Origin of the sequence: Xylophilus sp. Leaf220 (assembly GCF_001421705.1) — a bacterium.
In the GTDB taxonomy this organism is placed as follows: domain Bacteria; phylum Pseudomonadota; class Gammaproteobacteria; order Burkholderiales; family Burkholderiaceae_C; genus Xylophilus.
The window spans coordinates 491,609-511,505 of the sequence record NZ_LMKO01000001.1; the positions used below are offsets into that span (position 1 = coordinate 491,609).

Annotated in this window: 17 protein-coding genes; 8 read left to right on the forward strand and 9 right to left on the reverse strand. The window is 71.0% G+C overall.

Annotation, left to right across the window (positions count from 1 at the left end; translation table 11 throughout):
- Positions 1–350: 350 nt before the first annotated feature.
- The 5 genes from ASE76_RS02260 (at position 351) to ASE76_RS02280 (ending at position 4,644) form a co-directional block, all read left to right on the forward strand.
- Complete coding sequence (locus ASE76_RS02260; protein ID WP_055834046.1) at positions 351–1,472, forward strand: S-(hydroxymethyl)glutathione dehydrogenase/class III alcohol dehydrogenase; 1,122 nt, start codon at positions 351–353, stop codon at positions 1,470–1,472.
- The gene (locus ASE76_RS02265; protein WP_055834048.1) at positions 1,465–2,379 is read left to right on the forward strand and encodes an alpha/beta fold hydrolase; all 915 of its coding nucleotides are present in this window, start codon (positions 1,465–1,467) and stop codon (positions 2,377–2,379) included. Before ASE76_RS02260 ends, ASE76_RS02265 begins: the two co-directional genes overlap by 8 nt.
- Positions 2,376–3,257 carry an S-formylglutathione hydrolase gene (gene fghA, locus ASE76_RS02270; protein ID WP_055834050.1) on the forward strand — a complete coding sequence of 294 codons (882 nt, stop codon included), beginning with the start codon at positions 2,376–2,378 and terminating at the stop codon, positions 3,255–3,257. Before ASE76_RS02265 ends, fghA begins: the two co-directional genes overlap by 4 nt.
- A 3-nt stretch (positions 3,258–3,260) precedes the next feature.
- On the forward strand, positions 3,261–3,827 hold the full coding sequence (locus ASE76_RS02275; RefSeq protein WP_369793351.1) for a ribonuclease HI family protein: 567 nt from the start codon (positions 3,261–3,263) through the stop codon (positions 3,825–3,827).
- A 175-nt stretch (positions 3,828–4,002) separates the two neighbouring features.
- Positions 4,003–4,644, forward strand: coding sequence for a LysE family translocator (locus ASE76_RS02280; RefSeq protein ID WP_055834057.1), 642 nt, complete (start codon positions 4,003–4,005; stop codon positions 4,642–4,644).
- 84 nt (positions 4,645–4,728) lie between these two features.
- Here the strand turns inward: ASE76_RS02280 and ASE76_RS02285 are convergent, their stop codons facing one another.
- The 9 genes from ASE76_RS02285 to ASE76_RS02325 all read right to left on the reverse strand — a co-directional run bounded on the left by ASE76_RS02285 (position 4,729) and on the right by ASE76_RS02325 (position 15,826).
- A complete protein-coding gene (locus ASE76_RS02285; protein ID WP_055834060.1) occupies positions 4,729–5,817 on the reverse strand; it encodes a PA0069 family radical SAM protein in 1,089 nt (362 codons plus the stop codon).
- Positions 5,818–5,981: 164 nt separating this feature from the next.
- Positions 5,982–7,181 carry a multidrug effflux MFS transporter gene (locus tag ASE76_RS02290; RefSeq protein ID WP_055834063.1) on the reverse strand — a complete coding sequence of 400 codons (1,200 nt, stop codon included), beginning with the start codon at positions 7,179–7,181 and terminating at the stop codon, positions 5,982–5,984.
- Positions 7,182–7,430: 249 nt separating this feature from the next.
- Entirely contained in the window at positions 7,431–8,549 is a 1,119-nt protein-coding gene (locus ASE76_RS02295; protein ID WP_156362495.1) for an acyltransferase, read from the reverse strand.
- A gap of 137 nt (positions 8,550–8,686) precedes the next feature.
- Positions 8,687–9,640: a nitronate monooxygenase family protein gene (locus tag ASE76_RS02300; protein WP_055834066.1), complete on the reverse strand. Its 954-nt coding sequence runs from the start codon at positions 9,638–9,640 to the stop codon at positions 8,687–8,689.
- Between the two features lie 81 nt (positions 9,641–9,721).
- Entirely contained in the window at positions 9,722–11,542 is a 1,821-nt protein-coding gene (locus tag ASE76_RS02305; RefSeq protein WP_055834069.1) for an acyl-CoA dehydrogenase, read from the reverse strand.
- Positions 11,543–11,608: 66 nt separating this feature from the next.
- Positions 11,609–12,751, reverse strand: a complete 1,143-nt coding sequence (locus ASE76_RS02310) for an ABC transporter substrate-binding protein (RefSeq protein WP_055834072.1) — start codon at positions 12,749–12,751, stop codon at positions 11,609–11,611.
- A gap of 166 nt (positions 12,752–12,917) precedes the next feature.
- On the reverse strand, positions 12,918–13,850 hold the full coding sequence (locus tag ASE76_RS02315) for an electron transfer flavoprotein subunit alpha/FixB family protein (protein ID WP_055834076.1): 933 nt from the start codon (positions 13,848–13,850) through the stop codon (positions 12,918–12,920).
- A gap of 17 nt (positions 13,851–13,867) precedes the next feature.
- Entirely contained in the window at positions 13,868–14,617 is a 750-nt protein-coding gene (locus ASE76_RS02320) for an electron transfer flavoprotein subunit beta/FixA family protein (RefSeq protein ID WP_055834079.1), read from the reverse strand.
- Between the two features lie 255 nt (positions 14,618–14,872).
- Entirely contained in the window at positions 14,873–15,826 is a 954-nt protein-coding gene (locus ASE76_RS02325) for a histone deacetylase family protein (protein ID WP_055834082.1), read from the reverse strand.
- 47 nt (positions 15,827–15,873) lie between these two features.
- Between ASE76_RS02325 and ASE76_RS02330 the strand changes: the two genes are divergently transcribed.
- From ASE76_RS02330 to ASE76_RS02340, 3 genes are read left to right on the forward strand one after another with little or no spacing between them, the layout of a single operon-like run.
- Positions 15,874–16,794: a MoxR family ATPase gene (locus ASE76_RS02330; protein WP_055834085.1), complete on the forward strand. Its 921-nt coding sequence runs from the start codon at positions 15,874–15,876 to the stop codon at positions 16,792–16,794.
- A gap of 7 nt (positions 16,795–16,801) precedes the next feature.
- A complete protein-coding gene (locus tag ASE76_RS02335; RefSeq protein ID WP_156362496.1) occupies positions 16,802–17,770 on the forward strand; it encodes a DUF58 domain-containing protein in 969 nt (322 codons plus the stop codon).
- A complete protein-coding gene (locus ASE76_RS02340) occupies positions 17,764–19,872 on the forward strand; it encodes a DUF3488 and transglutaminase-like domain-containing protein (RefSeq protein ID WP_156362497.1) in 2,109 nt (702 codons plus the stop codon). Before ASE76_RS02335 ends, ASE76_RS02340 begins: the two co-directional genes overlap by 7 nt.
- The last annotated feature ends 25 nt before the right edge of the window (positions 19,873–19,897 follow it).

Sequence of the window (19,897 nt, forward strand, 5' to 3'; positions counted from 1 at the left end):
TCCTGCTGCGGCTTTCAGGCCGCATGCACCGAGGCCCGCCGCGTGCGGGCCTTTTCGTTTCCGGATGCATCGCCGTGCGCCGACGACAAAGACAAGCTTTGCTATATTTTCGATAGCTGGTGGCCGGCCCTGCATGCCGGCTGCAGGCACTTTTTCCTTGAGAACGACGCTCCGGGCCCGGCGGCGATCCCGCTTCGGGAATCCGGGCAGAGATTCGCCACGGCGAAATCCGCCGCGCCCACCGGGATAAGCTGGCCGCCGCTACGATTCGCTTCTACAGTGGATGCTCTCCGCGCGCTCCGCTGCCGTCCTGCCCACCCCTCTTTTCCACCCCACACTCCCTCCTCCCCATGAAAACCAAAGCCGCCGTCGCCTGGCAATCGGGCCAGCCCCTGACCATCGAAACCGTGGACCTCGACGGGCCGAAATTCGGCGAGGTGCTGGTGGAGCTGAAGGCCACCGGCATCTGCCATACCGACTACTACACCCTCTCGGGCGCCGACCCGGAGGGCATCTTCCCGGCGATCCTGGGACACGAAGGCGCGGGCATCGTGGTCGACGTCGGCCCCGGCGTCACCACGCTCAAGAAGGGCGACCACGTCATACCGCTCTACACGCCGGAATGCCGCCAGTGCAAGTTCTGCCTGAGCCGCAAGACCAACCTGTGCCAGCTGATCCGCGGCACCCAGGGCAAGGGCCTGATGCCCGACGCCACCAGCCGCTTCAGCCTCGGCGGCAAGCCCATCTTCCACTACATGGGCACCAGCACCTTCAGCAACTACACGGTGGCGCCCGAGATCTCGCTGGCCAAGATCCGCGAGGACGCGCCGTTCGACAAGGTCTGCTACATCGGCTGCGGCGTCACCACCGGCATCGGCGCGGTGCTGTTCACCGCCCAGGTCGAGGCCGGCGCCAACGTGGTCGTCTTCGGCCTGGGCGGCATCGGCCTGAACGTGGTCCAGGGCGCGAAGATGGTGGGTGCGGACAAGATCATCGGCGTCGACCTGAACCCCGAGCGCGAGGCGATGGCCCGGCAGTTCGGCATGACCCACTTCCTGAACCCCAAGGACATCGAGGCGGCCGGCGGCAACATCGTCGAGGCGATCCAGCAGCTGACCGACGGCGGTGCCGACTACAGCTTCGAATGCATCGGCAACACCAAGGTGATGCGCCAGGCGCTGGAGTGCACCCACAAGGGCTGGGGCCGCAGCATCATCATCGGCGTGGCCGAGGCCGGTGCCGAGATCAGCACCCGACCGTTCCAGCTGGTCACCGGCCGCAAGTGGGAAGGCTCGGCCTTCGGCGGCGCCCGCGGCCGCACCGACGTGCCGAAGATCGTCGACTGGTACATGGAAGGCAAGATCAGCATCGACCCGCTGATCACCCACACCATGCCGCTGGAGGACATCAACAAGGGCTTCGACCTGATGAAGCGCGGCGAATCGATCCGCGGCGTCGTGCTGTATGACTGAAAGCCTGGGCACCCTGCGCCGGGTGCGGGCCGGCGTGCTGGACGTCGCCTTCCATGAAAGCGGCCCGACCGACGGCGCGCCGGTCGTGCTGCTGCACGGCTTTCCGTACGACGTGCAGGCCTATGCCGAGGTGGCGCCCCTGCTGGCGGCGCAGGGCTGCCGGGTGGTGGTGCCCTACCTGCGCGGCTACGGCCCGACGCGGTTCGTCGATGCGGCCACGCCGCGTTCGGGCGAGCAGGCGGCATTGGGACAGGACCTGCTGGCGCTGCTGGATGCGCTGGCGATTCCCCGCGCGGTGCTGGCCGGCTACGACTGGGGCAGCACCGCCGCCTGCGTCGTGGCGGCGCTGCAGCCCGAGCGCTGCGCCGGCCTGGTGTCCGGCAACAGCTACAAGCTGCAGCACATCGCGGCCGCCCTGGAGCCGGTAGCACCCGAGCAGGAAGCACGGTTCTGGTACCAGTTCTACTTCCACGGCGAGCGCGGCCGCGCCGGCCTGCAGGCCCACCGCGCGGCGCTCTGCCGGCTGCTCTGGCGGATGTGGTCGCCCACCTGGGCCTTCGACGACGCCACCTTCGCGCGCACCGCGGCGTCGTTCGACAACCCCGACTTCGTGGCGGTGGTGATTCACTCGTACCGCCACCGCTACGGCCTGGTCGCGGGCGACCCTGCCTGCGCCGCCACCGAGGCCTTGCTGGCCCGGCAGCCCGGCATCGGCGTGCCCACCATCACGCTCGACGGTGCCGACGACGGCGTGATGGCCATCGGCGGCACCGCCGACCACGGCCACCACTTCACCGGCCCGCGCGAGCACCGCGTCGTACCCGGCGCCGGCCACAACCTTCCGCAGGAAAAGCCGCAGGCGTTCGCCGACGCGGTGGCCGACCTGCTGCACCACCTTCGCCCATGACCGACACCACCGACACCGGCACCGCCGCCTTCACCCTGCGCTCGTCCCACCGCTGCTTTGGCGGCACCCAGGGCTTCTACGAGCACGCCTCCGGCACCATCGGCCTGCCGATGCGCTTCTCGGTCTTCCTGCCGCCGGCGGCGCAGCACGGGCCGGTGCCCGCGGTGGTCTACTTGGCCGGCCTCACCTGCAACGAAGAGACATTCCCCACCAAGGCCGGTGCCCAGCGCCGCGCCGCCGAACTGGGCCTGGCCCTGATCGCCCCCGACACCAGCCCGCGCGGCGCCCAGGTGCCGGGCGAAGCCGACAGCTGGGATTTCGGCGTCGGTGCCGGCTTCTACCTGGATGCGACCGCCGCGCCGTGGGCCACCCACTGGCGGATGGAGCGCTACCTGCTCGACGAACTGCTGCCGCTGCTGCAGGCCGCGCTGCCGATCGCGGGCGACCGGCTGGGCATTTTCGGCCATTCGATGGGCGGCCACGGCGCGCTGACGCTGGCGCTGCGGCACCCGGGGCGCTTCCGCTCGGTATCCGCCTTCGCCCCCATTGCCGCGCCCACCCAGTGCGCATGGGGCGAGAAGGCCTTCACCGGCTACCTGGGCGCCGACCGCGGCACTTGGTCCGCACACGACGCCAGCGCGCTGATGCAGGCGCTGTCGGTGGCGCCGTACCCGCAGGGCATCCTGGTGGACCAGGGCCTGGACGACAAATTCCTGCACCAGCAGCAACTGCGCCCCGAGCTGTTCGAGGCCGCCTGCGCCCAGGCCGGGCAGCCGCTGACGCTGCGCCAGCACGCGGGGTATGACCACGGCTACTACTTCGTCTCGACCTTCGTCGACGACCACCTGGCGCACCACGCGGCGACGCTCTGCGCCTGAGCGGTGGCAGCGCCCGCGGCCGACCCGGCCGGCATGCCGACGCCGTCGAGGGCCATCGCCACCGCTACCGATACGGCTGCGGCCGAGGCCACCGGGTCGGGCGACGTCTCTGGCCTTGGCCCGGTGAGCGCACCGCGCGAATGGACGATCCATTGCGACGGCAGCGCGGTGCCCAACCCCGGCCGGATGGGCCTGGGCGCGGTGCTGTTCGCACCGGACGGCGCGCGGCACACCGTCTCGTGCCTGGCCGCCGGCACCGGCTGCAACAACGAGGCCGAACTGCGCGCCTTGATCGCGGCCCTGGACGAGGCCCGCGCCCGCGGCGCCACCGCCGTGCGCATCCACACCGACAGCAGCACCGTGGTCGCGCACCTGGGGCCCGCACCGCCCTCCCCCATCCCGCACCTGGCCGGCGCCTTCGCCGAAGCCCGCACGCGGATCGCCGACTTCGCCCAGGCCGAACTCCGGTGGATTCCCGGCCACCGCAACGCAGAGGCCGATGCCCTGGCCCGCGCCGCACACGACCTTCCGCCCCGCGCGGTGGCCGCACCGCGCAAGCGCAGACGCTGAACCTGCCGAAACCAGTCGAGCCGACAGGGCCGACCGTGCTGTGCCGGGCCGACTTGGGCTGATCCAACCTGTGCTGTGCTGGGCTGTTCTGGTCCGCGAACCAAGGCAGGGCGATCGACCCGCGCTATGCTGCTCGGTCCTTCCGCCCGACCACCCCCACCAGAGACGAGGCCCCATGTTCTCCCTCACCGAACTCGCATGGTTCGCGCTGGCCAGCCTGCTGCTGGTGCTAACGCCCGGCCCCAACATGGTCTATTGCGTGTCGCGCACCCTGTGCCAGGGCCGCACGGCCGGGCTGCTGTCGCTGGCGGGCGTGCTGGTCGGGTTCCTGGTGCATCTCTGCGCCGCCGCGCTGGGCCTCACGGCCCTGCTCGCGGCGGTGCCCTTGGCCTTCGACGCGGTCCGGCTCGCCGGCGCCGCCTACCTGCTGTGGATGGCCTGGCAGGCGGTCAAGCCCGGCGGCCACGCGCCGTTCGCGCCCCGCGCGCTGCCGGCCGATCCGCCGGTCCGGCTGTTCCGCATGGGCTTTCTCACCAATCTGCTGAACCCGAAGGTGGCGATGTTCTACCTGTCGTTCTTCCCGCAGTTCCTGCACCCCGACCGCGGCTCAGTACTGTGGCAGAGCGCGGTGCTGGGCGTGGTGCAGATCGGCACCAGCGGCCTGGTCAACCTGCTGCTGGTGCTGGGCGCCGCCGGCATCACCCGCTTCCTGTCGCGCAGCGAAGGCTGGCTGCGCGCGCAGCGCTACATCATGGGCAGCGTGCTGGCCCTGCTGGCGGTGCGCATCGCGGGGGACAGCCGCAGGATCGGCAGCTGACATGCTACGCTTTTGATAGCATGAGGCCGTTATTCTGCGCCGGCTGGCGGCCTGTTCTGCCTAAAAGTGCGCGCCACGGAGGCATCAGAACAGGCTGCCCTGCCCTTCCGGCCCCGGCGGGCGGAACCGGTCGATGTCAAGCGCGATCCGCTGCCGGTTGAAGCCGAGCCGGTTGGTGGCTTTCTCGAAGCGCTGGCGGATCAGGTCGGCCCACAGGCCGCTGCCCTTCATCCGGGTGGCGAAGTCGGCGTCGTAGTCCTTGCCGCCGCGCATGTCCTGGATGCGGGCCATCACCCGCGCGGCGCGGTCGGGGTAGTGCACCTCGAGCCACTGCTTGAAGAGCGGCGCCACCTCCCACGGCAGCCGCACCACGGTGTAGAACGCGCTCTGCGCGCCGGCCTCGCGGGCGGCGGCCAGCACCTGCTCCATGTCCTCGGTGATGAACGGGATCTGCGGCGCCACACTCACCCCCACCGGGATGCCGGCCGCCACCAGGGTGCGGATGGTGCGCAGCCGGCGGTGCGGCGCGGCGGCGCGCGGCTCCAGGATGCGGGCCAGCCGCGCATCCAGCGTGGTGATGGTGATGTAGACCGCCGCCCGGTTTTCAGCCGCGGCCGCGCCCAGCAGGTCGATGTCGGCCTCGACCGCGCTCGACTTGGTCACCAGGCCGAACGGGTGGCGGGCCTCGTGCAGCACTGCGATGGCCGCGCGGGTCAGCCGCAGCTCGCGCTCCACCGGCTGGTAGCAGTCGGTCGCGGTGCCGATCGCGATGTGGCTGGGGCGGTAGCCGGGCCGCGCGATCTCCTGGCGCAGCACCGCGGCCAGGTTGCGCTTGGCGATGATTTTGGTCTCGAAATCCAGCCCCGGCGACAGGTTGAGGTAGCTGTGCGTGGGCCGGGCGAAGCAGTAGATGCAGCCGTGCTCGCAGCCGCGGTAGGGGTTGAGCGACGCGTCGAACGGGATGTCGGGCGAGTCGTTGCGGCTGATCGCGCTCTTGCAGTCCTCGAAGCGCACCTCCGTCGGCGGCTGCTCGGGCCGGCCGGCCTCGTGCTCCTCGATCGTTCCCCAGCCGTCGTCGTAGGCATCGCGCTCGGAGGACTCGAACCGGTGCGCGATCCGCGTGGCCGCGCCGCGGCCCTTGAGCGCATGTAGAGGGATGATGACGTCGGACATGACGGGCGTGGAGGGCTGTACAAATATACAGCATTCCGGCATTCAGAATCCATGGCCGACAGGCATCGCTCACATGCACGCAGAGGGCGGCAGCAGCGACCTGAGACGTAACGCTTCTGAATCGATAGCAGGTAGCCGGCGTGCAGCGCCGGCTGGAGCACGATTCAGCCGGTACTTTTGGTGCTGGCGTCGCTCGCCAGCGTGAAATGCGCCACCACCGCCGCCACCGCCGCGCAGGCCGCGATCCCCGCCAGCATCGGCGCGGCGGTGCCGTCGACGAACAGGCCGACCACCGCGATCACCACTGCGCCGGTCGCGAACTGCAGGGTACCCATCAGCGCCGAGGCGGTGCCGGCGATGCTGCCGTGGGCGTCCAGCGCCAGCACGGCGGTGGTGGGCACCACCAGGCCCAGGAAGCCGTAGCCTACGAAGAGCAGCGCGGCCATCACCAGCAGGTGGTCGATGCCCGCCAGTTGGACCGCCAGGCCCGCCAGCATGGTGGCCGCGTAGCCGGTGACGGCGAAGCGCACAACCGGCACCAGGCCGAAGCGCGCCGTCAGCCGGCCGGTGAACTGCGATACGCCGATGAAAGACACCGCGTTCACCGAGAAGGCGATGCTGTACATCCGCGGGCTCAGGCCGTAGTGCTCGATCAGCACGAACGACGAGTTGGCCAGGTAGGCGAAGAAGCCCGAGATGCCGAAGGCGCCGATGAACACCAGCCCCAGGAAATGCGGGTCGCGCAGCAACTTGCCGTAAGCGGCCAGGGCGCTGCCGACGCTGCTCTCCACCCGCTGGGCGGGCGGCCGGGTCTCGGGCAGGCTGGTGGCGATCAGCGCCAGGCCGGCGATGGCCGCGGCGGTGACGGCCCAGAACACGGCGCGCCAGCCGGCCGCCTCGATCAGCAGGCTGCCGGTGAGCGGCGCCAGGATCGGCGAGACGCTGAAGACCAGCATCAGCAGCGACATCAGCCGCGCCGCGTCGGGCCCGGTGTGCAGGTCGCGCACCACAGCGCGCGGAATCACCATGCCGGCGCAGGCACCCAGGCCCTGCAGGAAGCGGAATGCGATCAGGGTGTGCACATCACCCGCCAGCGCGCAGCCGACGCTGCCGGCGCCGAACAGCACCAGGCCCACCACCAGCGGGGCGCGGCGGCCGACCATGTCCGACACCGGTCCGTAGACGATCTGCCCCAGGCCGAGCGAGATGAAGAAGGCCATCAGGCTCATCTGCACCGCGCCGGCGTCGGCCCCCAGGGCCTGGCCGATGGAGGGCAGCGCCGGCAGGTACATGTCGATCGCGAACGGGCCGATGGCCGAGAGTAGGCCGAGTACGAGCGCGGTGCGGAAAACGGATGAAGTCATGGGAAAGCGGATCGAACGGGGAAGCAGGACGCCGGCGGGCGGGATGCCGCGCGGCGAAACGGAGGACGGGAAAAGCGTTGCGCGGGCGGCGCCGGTCGCAGCGACACGGCGGGCGGGTGCCGCAGGCAGGCCGGCGATTCTTCGGGCCGGGCGCCCGCCGGGACTACGGGGAAACCCGTGATGATGCCCGATCCGCCGCGGCGCTGCAGGCGGGCACCGGTGGTCGGCCATCCGGCGCGGCCCCCGCGGTCAACCCGCCAGGCGCCCCACCGCCCAGCCGCAGGCGACCAGCACCGCTAGCAGGACGGCCACGGTGCGCAGCGAGTGCGCGCGCCGCTCCACCCCGTAGTGCAGCGCCGAACCGGCCGCCACCGACAGCAGGAACGCCGCGAGCATCCCCAGCGCATGGGCGGCCGGGGCGGCGGGCCACAGGCGGCTGACGGCCGCGGCCACCGCCAGGCACACCGGGAAATGGATCAGGAAGACCGAGTACGACATCTGCCCCAGATGCTGCAGCGCCCGCGGCACCGGCCAGCCCTGCAGCCGCGCGCTGTGCTGCACGGCGACCAGGATCAGGGCCGCGGCCAGCGCGGTGGCGAGCCGTCCGCGCCAGTCGAGCGCCAGGGCCGCCACGCCGATCGCCAGCATCACCGCCACCCAGGTCCCGGGCCGGGCCGATCGGCCGGCCCACCAGGCCATCATGCCCAGGCCGTAGGAGCCGAAGAAATAGAAGGCGGTGTCGTCGTAGCCCGCGTCTCGGTTGAAGACCAGCAGCGACAGCAGCGCCACGCCCAGCACCAGCAGCACCGCGGCACGGCCCGCCTGCGACGGCCAGCGCCGCTGCAGCCAGCCGTCTACCGCGAACACCGCCACCGCCAGCACGAACAGTTGGAAGTCGATCGCCACGTACCAGACGCCGGCCGACAGGCCGTCCTCGCCCGCCAGGTCCTGCACCAGGAAGCCGTGGGCCAGCAGTTGCAGCAGATCCGGCGCATCGGGCACGGCCGCGCTGTGCAGCGTGGGCCGCACCAGCGCCGCCACCAGCACGCTCACCGTCAGCGCGACCAGGTAGGGCGCAGCCAGCCGGCCGTAGCGCCGCAGGATCTGCACCAGCGGCGCGGCCGCCGCGCCGGCGCCGGCCCGCGGCGCGAGCGAGCCCGCGGCCAGGAAGCCGCCGATCACCAGGAACACGTGCACCGCCATGCGGGCGTATTCGGCCAGCCAGTCGAGCAGCGCCGGCGCCAGCGGCCGGGCCACGTCGGACATCGGGCCGTAGAAGGCCAGGTGGTGCCAGACGATGCAGATGCAGGCGATCGCCTTGAGCGCATCGACCATCGGGATGCGCCGTGAATCGGGACGGGCGGACATGGGAACGGCGCCAGGGTGCGCGCAAGGAGTCGAAGGGATGGGTGCGCCCAGAGCCCGGGCGCGACAAGGGCCCGCGTACGGGCCCTGGGCGGCTGCGATGGTACGCGAGCGGCGGCGCCCGCCGGCGCCCCGTGCGTCTAGCCGAGCAGGCGGCCGCGGGCGGCCTGGTACTCGCTGCGCAGGCGCGCCACCAGTTCGGCGGTGGGCACCACCTTGTCGACCGCGCCGATGCCCTGGCCGCAGCCCCAGATGTCCTTCCAGGCCTTGCGCGCATCGCCGCCGAAGTTCATCTTGCTCGGGTCGCTCTGCGGCAGGTTGGCCGGATCGAGCCCGGCGGCCACGATCGAGGGCGCCAGGTAGTTGCCGTGCACCCCGGTGAACAGGTTGCTGTAGACCACGTCGTCGGAGTTGCCGTCGACGATCGCCTGCTTGTAGGCGTCGCTGGCGCGCGCCTCGTCGGTGGCGATGAAGGCCGAGCCGATGTAGGCGAAGTCGGCGCCCATCGCCTGGGCCGCCAGCACCGCGCCGCCGGTGGCGATGGCGCCGCTGAGCGCCACCGGGCCGTCGAACCACTGGCGGATTTCCTGGACCAGGGCGAACGGGCTCTTGACGCCCGCATGGCCGCCGGCGCCGGCTGCCACCGCGATCAGGCCGTCGGCGCCCTTCTCGATCGCCTTGTGGGCGAAGGCGTTGTTGATGATGTCGTGCATCACCACGCCGCCGTAGGCGTGGATCGCCTCGTTCACGTCGGTGCGGGCGCCCAGCGAGGTGATGACCAGCGGCACCTTGTACTTGGCGACCAGCGCCATGTCGTGGTCGAGCCGGTCGTTGCTCTTGTGCACGATCTGGTTGATCGCGAAGGGCGCGGCGGGCTGGTCGGGGTGGGCACGGTCCCAGGCGGCCAGGCCTTCGGTGATCTCGGCCAGCCAGTCGTCGAGCTGCGCCGCCGGGCGGGCGTTCAAGGCGGGCATCGAGCCGACCACGCCCGCGGTGCACTGGGCGATCACCAGCTGCGGGTTGCTGATGATGAACAGCGGCGAGGCGATGACGGGCAGCGTCAGGCGGGCGAGGGGCGCGGGAATGTGGGGCATGGGTCTCTTTTATGGATAAAAAAGGGCTGCAGCCGGCGTACGGCGCCGACCACCAGCTATGTTTTTTATAGCATTCGCCGATCAGAATGCATCGAGCGGCATCGCCAGCACGCTGGCCGCGCCGCCGACGATGCTGTCGCGCAGGCCCGGCGCCCGGGTGAGGATGTGGCCGGCGTAGAAGCGCGCGGTGGCGATCTTCGCCTGCAGGAAGGCCGCGTCCTCGTCCCGGGCGAGACAGTCCTCGGCCGCCAGCAGCGCGCGCGCCAGCTGCCAGCCGGCGACCAGGTTGCCGGCCAGCATCAGGTAGGGCACCGAGCCGGCGAAGACCTCGTTGGGTGCGGCCTTCGCGTTATCGACGACGAAGCCGACCACGTCCAGGTAGGCCAGGCGCGCGGCGCGCAGGTGGCCCAGCACTTCGGCCGCGGCCTCGCCGCCGCGGGCGGCCAGGTCGGCCTCGGTTCTTTCGATCTGCGCGGCGATGGCCCGGGCGGTGCGGCCGCCGTCGCGCGCGGTCTTGCGGCCGACCAGGTCGTTGGCCTGGATCGCGGTGGTGCCTTCGTAGATGGTGAGGATCTTGGCGTCGCGGTAGTACTGCGCGGCGCCGGTTTCCTCGATGAAGCCCATGCCGCCGTGCACCTGCACGCCGAGGGAGGTGACCTCCAGGCTCGTCTCGGTCGAGAAGCCCTTGACCAGCGGCACCAGGAATTCGTAGAACGCCTGGTGCTGCGCGCGGCTGTCGGCATCGGTGCCGTGGTGGGCGGCGTCGTTGGCGGCGGCGGCGACGGTCGCCATCGCGCGGCAGCCTTCGGTGAAGGCGCGCATCGTCATCAGCATGCGGCGCACGTCGGGGTGGTGGATGATGGTGGCGCTGTGCGGCTGGGATCCGTCGACCGGCCGGCTCTGCACCCGGTCGCGGGCATAGGCCACCGCCTTCTGGTAGGCGCGCTCGGCCACCGCCACGCCCTGCACGCCGACGGCGAAGCGGGCCGCGTTCATCATGATGAACATGTACTCCAGGCCGCGGTTCTCCTCGCCGACCAGGTAGCCCACAGCGCCGGGCCCGGCGCTGTCCGCGATGCTCGCCGCCAGCCCGTCGCCGAACTGCAGCACCGCGGTGGGGCTGGCCTTGATGCCCATCTTGTGCTCGATGCTCACGCACTGCACATCGTTGCGGGCGCCCAGGCTGCCGTCGGCCTCGACCAAAAACTTGGGGCAGACGAACAGGCTGATTCCCTTGACGCCCTCGGGCGCACCGGCCACCCGGGCCAGCACCAGATGGACGATGTTCTCGGCCATGTCGTGCTCGCCCCAGGTGATGTAGATCTTGGTGCCCGAGACCTTGTAGCTGCCGTCGGGCTGCGGCTGGGCCTTGGTGCGCACCAGCGACAGGTCGCTGCCGGCCTGCGGCTCGGTGAGGTTCATCGTGCCGGTCCACTGGCCGCTGACCAGCTTTTCCAGGTAGACCGACTTGAGCTGGTCGCTGCCGGCGGTCAGCAGCGCCTCGATCGCGCCGTCGGAGAGCAGCGGGCACAGCGCGAAGCTCAGGTTGGCCGAGTTGAGCATCTCGACGCAGGCAGCGCCGATGGCCTTGGGCAGGCCCTGGCCGCCGACCTCGGCCGGGTGCTGCAGGCCCTGCCAGCCGCCCTCGGCATACTGCTTGAAAGCCTCCTTGAAACCGGGCGTGGTGGTGACCGCGCCGGCCTTCCAGAACGAGGGGTTGGTGTCGCCGACGTAATTGAGCGGCGCGACCACGTCGCGGTTGAAGCGGCCGCATTCCTCGAGCACCGCACGCGCGGTGTCGAGGCCGGCGTCCTCGAAGCCCGGCAGCGCGGCGATCTGCTCGATCTGCGCCAGGTGCTCGAGGTTGAACAGCATGTCTTGGAGGGGTGCCTGGTAACTCATGGAGGGGTCCTGTGGATGCCCCGCGCGGATGCTCGCCCGCGGGGCTGTGCGAAGAACGAGGGGCGGTTACTGCTTGAGCTGGCCGCCCGAGACGATGGAGAGATCGACATAGCGCGAGCCGCGGTTCTCGCCGGGCTTGAAGCCGACCACGTAGTCGCCCAGGTCGAGCCGGTCGATCGACTCGATGGCGCGGGCGACGCTCTCGCGGGTGGGGGTGGCGCCGGCGCGCCGCACCGCCTCCGACAGCACCCGGCCGGCCACGTAGCCTTCCATCATCGCGTGGCTGGCCGGCAGCTCGACCTTGGCCGCCTTGCGGGCCTGCTGGAACTCGCGCGCCAGCCGGGTGCTGAGCTTGTTGGGGTTGGGCGTGACCTGGGCGATCGAGATGCCGGCCAGCTGCTCGTCGCCGAGCCGCTTGGCGAGCTGCTCCACGTCGATGTCGGAGGTGGCGAAGAGCTGCGCGCCGCCGCCCTCGCTGCGGAACGACTCGACGAAGGCCGCGCTGGCGACGCTCGCCAGCAGCAGCACCGCCTGCGGCTGCGCCTCGCGGATCTGGGTCACCGCCGGCATCACCCGCACCTCGGGCGGCTGCAGCGCGGTGGCGACCACCTTGATCTTCTGTGCCGCGGCGGCCTGCGCGATCGTGGCCTGCACGCCGGCGGCCTGCGGCCCGGCCTCCATGAACACCGCCACCCGCGAGATGCCCATCGTGGCCAGGTGCTGCATGATCTTGCCGAGCTGGTCGGGCAGGCCGGCCCGCACGGTGAAGAGCTGGGGCGACACCGCCGCCAGCTGCAGCGCGCGGTAGCCGACCAGCGGGATCTTCTCCTTGTCCAGCAGACCGCTCTCGACCACCGCGGTGATGCCCCGGGTGCCGAAATAGCCGGCCAGCGCCAGCGGCCGCTGCTCGGCCAGCAGCGCGCGGGTCGCGGCGACCGTGTCGTCGGGCCGCGAGCCGTCGTCGCGGCTCACCAGCGACAGCGTGTTGCCGGCGGCGCCGCCGGCCGCGTTGAATTGCGAAAAGGCGATCTGCAGGCCGGCCGCATAGGCGCGGCCCTGCGTCGCCTCCACACCCGTCAGCGGCGCCACCTGGCCGACCACCAGGACGGCGGCCCGCGCGCCCGGCGCGGCCACGGCGGCAAGGGCCACGACGGCCCCCAGGATCAGGGTGCGGGCCCGCACGCGGGCCCCCGTGTCAACAGCGTGCATGTCGTTCCTCCAGTGTCGGTGCCGCCCCGGGGGTGGAGCGGCTTCGATGGCGGGACGGTGTCATGGCACCGTCCTCGTATGGGTAGCACTTGCGAAAAAGCGGCCCGCCGACGACCTGCGATGGTCTTCGGCGGGCCGCCCGGACCTCAGGCGAGGCGCGGCGGCATCAGAGCGCGGCGACCAGTTCCGGCACCGCCACGAACAGGTCGGCCTCCAGGCCGTAGTCGGCGACAGAGAAGATCGGCGCTTCGGCATCCTTGTTGATCGCGACGATCACCTTGGAATCCTTCATGCCGGCCAGGTGCTGGATCGCGCCCGAGATGCCGGCGGCGATGTAGAGCTGCGGCGCCACAATCTTGCCAGTCTGGCCCACCTGCCAGTCGTTGGGCGCGTAGCCCGCATCGACCGCGGCGCGGCTCGCGCCCAGGCCGGCGTTGAGCTTGTCGGCCAGCGGCGTCAGCACCTCGTTGAACTTCTCGGCGCTGCCGAGGGCCCGGCCGCCCGAGACGATGATCTTGGCGGCGGTGAGTTCCGGGCGGTCGCTCTTGGTGACCTCGCGGCCGACGAAGCTGCTCTTGCCGCTGTCGGCCACGGCCTCGGCCTTCTCGACCGTCGCGCTGCCGCCTTCGGCCGCCGCCGGGTCGAAGCCGGTGGTGCGCACGGTGATGACCTTGGTCTTGTCGGCGCTCTGCACGGTGGCGATGGCGTTGCCGGCGTAGATCGGGCGCTCGAAGGTGTCGGGGCTGTCGACCTTAGTGATGTCGCTGATCTGCGCGGCGTCGAGCTTGGCGGCCACGCGCGGCGCGACGTTCTTGCCCGCGGCGGTGGCCGGGAACAGGATGTGGCCGTAGCTGCCGGCGATCGCCAGCACCTGGGCTGCCACGTTCTCGGCCAAGCCCTCGGCCAGGCTCGGGCCTTCGGCCAGGATGACCTTGGTGACGCCCGCGATCTTGGCGGCGGCATCGGCCGCGGCCTGGGCGCCGGCGCCGGCCACCAGCACATGCACGTCGGCATCGCAGGCGATGGCGGCGGTCACGGTGTTGAGGGTGGAGGGCTTGATCGACTGGTTGTCGTGTTCTGCGATGACGAGTGCGCTCATGTTCTTTTCTCTCTTCCTCAGATCACTTTGGCTTCGGTCTTGAGCTTGTTCACCAGCGTGGCGACGTCGGGCACCTTGATGCCGGCGCCGCGCTTCGGTGGCTCGGAGACCTTGAGGGTCTTCAGGCGGGGGGTCACGTCGACGCCCAGGTCCTCCGGCTTGACGATGTCGAGCTGCTTCTTCTTGGCCTTCATGATGTTGGGCAAGGTGACGTAGCGGGGCTCGTTCAGGCGCAGGTCGGTGGTGATGATCGCGGGCAGGGTCAGCGCGATGGTCTCCAGGCCGCCGTCGACCTCGCGGGTCACCGTGACCTTGTCGGCGGTGGCCTCGACCTTGCTTGCGAAGGTGGCCTGCGGCAGGTCGGCGAGGGCCGCCAGCATCTGGCCGGTCTGGTTGCTGTCGTCGTCGATCGCCTGCTTGCCGAGGATGACCAGCTGCGGCTGCTCCTTGTCGACCAGGGCCTTCAGCAGCTTGGCGACGGCCAGGGGCTGCAGCTCGGCGGTGGTCTCGACCAGGATGCCGCGGTCGGCGCCGATGGCCATCGCGGTGCGCAGGGTTTCCTGGCACTTGGTGTCGCCGCAGCTGACCGCGACGATCTCGGTGACGATGCCCTTCTCCTTGAGGCGCACCGCTTCTTCGACCGCGATCTCGTCGAAGGGATTCATGCTCATCTTGACGTTGGCGATGTCCACGCCGCTGCCGTCGGATTTCACACGGACTTTCACGTTGTAGTCGACTACCCGCTTGACGGGGACCAAAACCTTCATTGCTGCGGCTCCTATGACGATGGTGGAAATCTGGGATATGCGATCGATTCTATGCACATCTTTATTTGGTTAAGCGTCCACTTAACCAAACACGGATGATCGACCTGCGCCCATCGGGGGCGACCGGTGCCGGGGCATACAAAAGCACGGTCGTTCTTTTTTCATTATAGGGAGGCTGCGGCAGGGCATGTACCGCCATGTTTCTCACGATGCGCGCGGCACTCCGGCATGCGGAACGCCGCGCGCCTGTCCCGCTCAGATGTCGGCCAGGACCCGGATGTGCTGCTCGACGCTGCGGGCCAGCGCGTCGAGGTGGTAGCCGCCTTCCAGGCACGAGACGATGCGGCCCCTGGCGTAGCGCCGCGCGATGTCCTTGACGCGGCCGGTGATCCAGGCGAAGTCCTGGTCGGTCAGGCCCAGCTGGCCCAGGTCGTCCTCGCGGTGGGCGTCGAAGCCGGCGCTGACGAACACCATCTCGGGCTTGAACGCCTCCAGCCGCGGGATCCACATCATCTCGATCAGCTCGCGCACGTCCATGCCGCGGGTGTAGGCCGGCACCGGCAGGTTGAGCATGTTGGCGGCCGGGTGTTCGGTGCCGGAAAACGGATAGAGCGGATGCTGGAAGATGCCGACCATCAGCACCCGGTCGTCGCCCGAGAAGATGTCCTCGGTGCCGTTGCCGTGGTGCACGTCGAAGTCGACGATCGCCACCCGCTTCAGATGGTGCACCTCCAGCGCATGGCGCGCCGCCACCGCCACATTGTTGAAGAAGCAGAAACCCATCGCCCTGGCGGCTTCCGCATGGTGGCCCGGCGGGCGCACCGCGCAGAAGGCGTTCTCCAACTCGCCGGACAGCACCGCGTCGGTCGCGGCCACCGCGGCGCCGGCGGCGCGCAGGGCGGCATCGACGGTGTGGAGGTTGAGGCTGGTGTCGGGGTCGATCGCCGCATGTGCAGGGCCGCCGGCGGCGACGTCGTCGGCCAGGCGGTCGGTCATGCCGCGCAGCCGGTCGAGGTGCGCCACCGGATGGGCGCGTGCGATCTGGGACTGGCTGGCAAGCGGCGCCTCGCGGCGCTCCAGCGCATCGGCCACGCCGGTCAGCAGCAGACGGTCCTCGATCGCGTCGAGCCGGGCCGCGCACTCCGGGTGCCCTGCGCCCATGTCGTGCTTCCAGCAGTCCTTGTGGGTGAAGTAGCCTGTTTTATTCACGTCTCTTCGGACTGGCGTCCTCTTTTTTCAGCTAACGTCGGTGCCATATGCAGACACAGCAGAAACTCCAGGCCCTGCTGGGCCAGCTTAACACGGTGATCGTGGGCAAGAAGGACCAGGTCCGCGACTGCGTGGCATGCCTCATGGCCGGCGGGCACCTGTTGATCGAGGACGTTCCGGGCGTCGGCAAGACGACGCTGGCGCATGCGCTGTCGCGTACCTTCGGCCTGCAGTTCTCGCGGGTCCAGTTCACCGCCGACCTGATGCCCGGCGACCTGGTGGGCGTATCGGTCTACGAGCGCGGCCGCGAAGGCTTCGTGTTCCATCCCGGCCCGGTCTTCGCCCAGGTGCTGCTGGCCGACGAGATCAACCGCGCCAGCCCCAAGACGCAGAGCGCGCTTCTCGAGGCGATGGAGGAAAAACAGGTCACCGTCGAGGGCGAGACGCGAATGCTGCCGCAGCCCTTCTTCGTGATCGCCACCCAGAATCCGCACGACCAGCTGGGCACGTTCGCGCTGCCCGAATCGCAGCTCGACCGGTTCCTGATGCGCATCTCGCTCGGCTATCCCGACCGCGCCGCCGAAAGGGTGCTGCTGGCCGGCGAAGACCGGCGCGAAATGCTCGACCATCTGCTGCCGCTGCTCTCCACCGAGGAGCTGGTCGCGATCCAGCAGGAGGTGCTGGCGGTGCATGCGTCGGAGCCGCTGCTCGACTACCTGCAGTCGCTGCTGGCCGCCACCCGCTCGGGCCGCTGGTTCCTGCAGGGACTCTCGCCCCGCGCCGGCCTGGCCGTGCTGCGCGCCGCCAAGGCGCAGGCGCTGCTCGCCGGCCGCGACTACGTGGCCCCCGACGACCTCCAGGCCATCCTGCCGCAGTGCGTGGCGCACCGGCTGGTGCCGGTGGGCAATGCCGGCCGCGGATCGGTCGAGCAGGTGCGGGCGATGGTCGAGGCGGTGGCGCTCAGCTGACGCGGCCATGGCCAAGCCGCCCCGCACTGGCCGCGTCAACGCCTGGTTCCTGGCGCGGCTGCCGCGGCAGGACACCCAGCTGCTGACGCAGCGCAACGTCTTCATCCTGCCCTCGCGCGCGGGCCTGGCATTGGCAGCCACGCTTTTGGTGCTGCTGGTGGCGTCGATTAATTTCGAGCTGAACCTGGGCTACCTGCTCACCTTTCTTCTGGCCGGCGCGGCCCTGGTCGGCATGCACCTGGGCCACGGCACCTTGCGCGGCCTGACGCTGCATCTGGTGCCGCCCGAGCCCGCCTTCGCCGGCAGCGCCGCCACGCTGGAAGTGCAGCTGGCCAGCGAGCGCGCCACCCCGCGGCACGCGGTGTCCCTCGCGGTGCAGGGCAGCGATGCCCGCGCCTGGACCGACGTTCCGGCCGGCGGCCAGGCCACGGTGCGCATCGCCTTCGAGGCGCCCTCGCGCGGCATCCACCCGGTGCCGCCGGTGACGGCCGAGACGCGCTTCCCGATCGGCAGCTTCCGCGTCTGGGCGCTCTGGCGGCCGGCGGCCGAGGTGCTGGTCTACCCGGCGCCCGAGTTGCCGCCGCCGCCGCTGCCCACCGGCGAGCCGCGCGCCGGAACCGCCGCGCTGCAGGTGCATGCGCACGGGCCGGGCGAGATCGACGGCGTGCGTGCCTACCAGCGCGGAGACCCGGTGCGGCTGGTGGTGTGGAAGAAGGCGGCCCGCGCCATCGCCGCCGGCACGGACGACCTGGTGAGCCGCGACACCCACCAGTCGCAGCAGCAGGATCTCTGGCTCGACCATGCGCAGGCCGGCACGACCGACATGGAGGCACGCCTCTCGCGCCTGTGCTCCTGGGTGCAGCAGGCCGAGCGGCTGGGCGTGCCCTACGGCCTGCGGTTGCCGGGCCTGCAGATCGCGCCGGCGCAGGGGGCGGCCCACCAGCGCCACTGCCTGGAGGCCCTGGCCCGATGCTGAACCCGTTCGCCAAGCCGCTCGCCGCCGCGGCAGCCCTGCCCCGCGACAGCCGCGACACGCTGTTCCTGCTGGCGGTGGTCGCCTGGGTGTTGCTGCCGCAGGTGGCCTACCTGCCGCTGTGGGCCAGCGCGGTCGCGGCGCTGGTGCTGCTGTGGCGCGCCCGGCTGGCCTGGCGGGCCGACCCGCTGCCGGGCCGCTGGTGGCTGCTGGCGCTGGTGGCCGTCTGCACCGGCGCCACGCTGCTGACGCACAAGACCATCCTCGGCCGCGAGGCCGGCGTGACGCTGGTCATCATGCTGCTGGCCTTGAAGACGCTGGAGCTGCGCGCCCGGCGCGATGCGATGGTGATCTTCTTTCTGGGCTTCTTCGCGATGCTCACCAACTTCTTCGTATCGCAGTCGCTGCCGGTGGCCTTCGCGATGGTGGTGGCACTGTGGGGTTTGCTGACCGCGCTGGTGCAAGCCCATATGCCGGTCGGCCGGCCACCGCTGGCCGCGGCGGCCGGCACCTCGGCGCGGATGATGCTGCTGGGCGCGCCGATCATGCTGGCGCTGTTCCTGTTTTTCCCGCGGATGTCGCCGCTCTGGGGCGTGCCGGGCGACCAGACCCGCGGCCGCAGCGGCTTGGCGCAGGACATGGAGATCGGCAACATCACCAGCCTGGCGCTCGACGACGGCGTGGCGATGCGGATCCGCTTCGACACGCCGGGCAACGCGCCGCCGCCGCAGCAGGACCTGTACTTCCGCGGGCCGGTGCTCTCCACCTTCGACGGCCGGCGCTGGCGCCCGCTCTCCACCCTGGGCGCGAACGGCGAATACGTGCCGCGCTGGCAACCGCCCGGCCCGCTGCAGGTGAGCGGCACCCCGGTGCGCTACGAGGCCACGCTGGAGCCCAGCCGCCGCACCTGGCTCCTGACGCTGGACGCGGCGCCCGAGAAGCCCGAGGGCGTCGAGGCCTACCGCAGCGCCGACCTGCAATGGACCGCCCTGCGGCCGGTCAACCAGCTCCTGCGCTACAAGGCCGTGAGCTTCACCGATTTCCGCTACGGCCCCGAGCGGCGCACGCCGGCGATGCGCGCCTTCACCGAACTGCCCGAGGGCTTCGACCCGCGCACCCGCGCCCTGGCCGCCGAGTTGCTGGCCCAGGCGAAGGCCGATCCGCAGTCGACGGCCGACGGCGGCGACGCCACCGCGGCGCTGGTGGCCGACGCGATGCGCCGGCTGCGCACCGGCGGCTACACCTACACCCTGGAGCCGGGCATCTACGGCCGCGAGACGGCCGACGAGTTCTGGTTCGACCGCAAGGCCGGCTTCTGCGAGCACATCGCCTCGGCCTTCGTGGTGCTGATGCGGGCGGCCGACGTGCCGGCCCGCATCGTCACCGGCTACCAGGGCGGCGACCTGAACGCGGTCGACGGCTACTGGACGGTGCGCCAGAGCGACGCCCACGCCTGGGCCGAGGTCTGGCAGGCCGGCCGCGGCTGGACGCGGGTCGATCCCACCTCGGCCGTGTCGCCCGACCGGATCGGCCAACTGGTCCGGCTGCCCGCGCCGCAGGGCGCATTCGCCGGGGCCTTCGGCGCGGTGATCGGCGAAGGCCTGGTGCAGCAGCTGCGCGCCGGCTGGGAGGCGGTGAACAACCGCTGGAACCAGTGGGTGCTGAACTACACGCAGGAGCGCCAGTTCGACCTGCTCAAGCGCCTGGGCTTCGGCACGCCCGACTGGCAGGACCTGGCCCGCATCCTGGCCGTATTGGTGGCGGTGGCCAGCATCGCCGGCGCCGTCTGGGCGGCGCTGGCGCGCCGCTCGCACGACCCGTGGCTGCTGCTGCTGGCCCGCGCCCGGCGCCGGCTGGAGCGGCAGGGCCTGGCGCTGCCGCCGCAGATGCCGCCGCGGGCGATGGCGGCCGAGGTGCAGCGCGCCTTCGGCCACGACGGCGTGGCGGTGCAGGCCTGGCTGCTGCGGCTCGAGGCCCTGCGCTACGGCCGTGCCGATCCGGCCGCGCAGCGCGGCGCGCTGGCCGCCCTGCGCCGCGAGTTCGGCGCACTGGCCTGGCCCGCTGCCCCCGCGGGCAGCGCCGCCCTTCCCTCCCCCGGCGCCTGACCGCGCCCTTCTCCTGATCGACATC

Excerpts from the sequence above, each read along its gene's own strand:
- ASE76_RS02340 (WP_156362497.1), top strand. The coding sequence starts at position 17,764 with ATGCTGAACCCGTTCGCCAAGCCGCTCGCCGCCGCGGCAGCCCTGCCC.
- ASE76_RS02305 (WP_055834069.1), bottom strand. The coding sequence starts at position 11,542 with ATGAGTTACCAGGCACCCCTCCAAGACATGCTGTTCAACCTCGAGCAC.
- ASE76_RS02335 (WP_156362496.1), top strand. The coding sequence starts at position 16,802 with ATGGCCAAGCCGCCCCGCACTGGCCGCGTCAACGCCTGGTTCCTGGCG.
- ASE76_RS02315 (WP_055834076.1), bottom strand. The coding sequence starts at position 13,850 with ATGAGCGCACTCGTCATCGCAGAACACGACAACCAGTCGATCAAGCCC.
- ASE76_RS02285 (WP_055834060.1), bottom strand. The coding sequence starts at position 5,817 with ATGTCCGACGTCATCATCCCTCTACATGCGCTCAAGGGCCGCGGCGCG.
- ASE76_RS02280 (WP_055834057.1), top strand. The coding sequence starts at position 4,003 with ATGTTCTCCCTCACCGAACTCGCATGGTTCGCGCTGGCCAGCCTGCTG.
- ASE76_RS02295 (WP_156362495.1), bottom strand. The coding sequence starts at position 8,549 with ATGTCCGCCCGTCCCGATTCACGGCGCATCCCGATGGTCGATGCGCTC.
- ASE76_RS02265 (WP_055834048.1), top strand. The coding sequence starts at position 1,465 with ATGACTGAAAGCCTGGGCACCCTGCGCCGGGTGCGGGCCGGCGTGCTG.
- ASE76_RS02300 (WP_055834066.1), bottom strand. The coding sequence starts at position 9,640 with ATGCCCCACATTCCCGCGCCCCTCGCCCGCCTGACGCTGCCCGTCATC.
- fghA (WP_055834050.1), top strand. The coding sequence starts at position 2,376 with ATGACCGACACCACCGACACCGGCACCGCCGCCTTCACCCTGCGCTCG.
- ASE76_RS02290 (WP_055834063.1), bottom strand. The coding sequence starts at position 7,181 with ATGACTTCATCCGTTTTCCGCACCGCGCTCGTACTCGGCCTACTCTCG.
- ASE76_RS02260 (WP_055834046.1), top strand. The coding sequence starts at position 351 with ATGAAAACCAAAGCCGCCGTCGCCTGGCAATCGGGCCAGCCCCTGACC.
- ASE76_RS02320 (WP_055834079.1), bottom strand. The coding sequence starts at position 14,617 with ATGAAGGTTTTGGTCCCCGTCAAGCGGGTAGTCGACTACAACGTGAAA.
- ASE76_RS02330 (WP_055834085.1), top strand. The coding sequence starts at position 15,874 with ATGCAGACACAGCAGAAACTCCAGGCCCTGCTGGGCCAGCTTAACACG.
- ASE76_RS02310 (WP_055834072.1), bottom strand. The coding sequence starts at position 12,751 with ATGCACGCTGTTGACACGGGGGCCCGCGTGCGGGCCCGCACCCTGATC.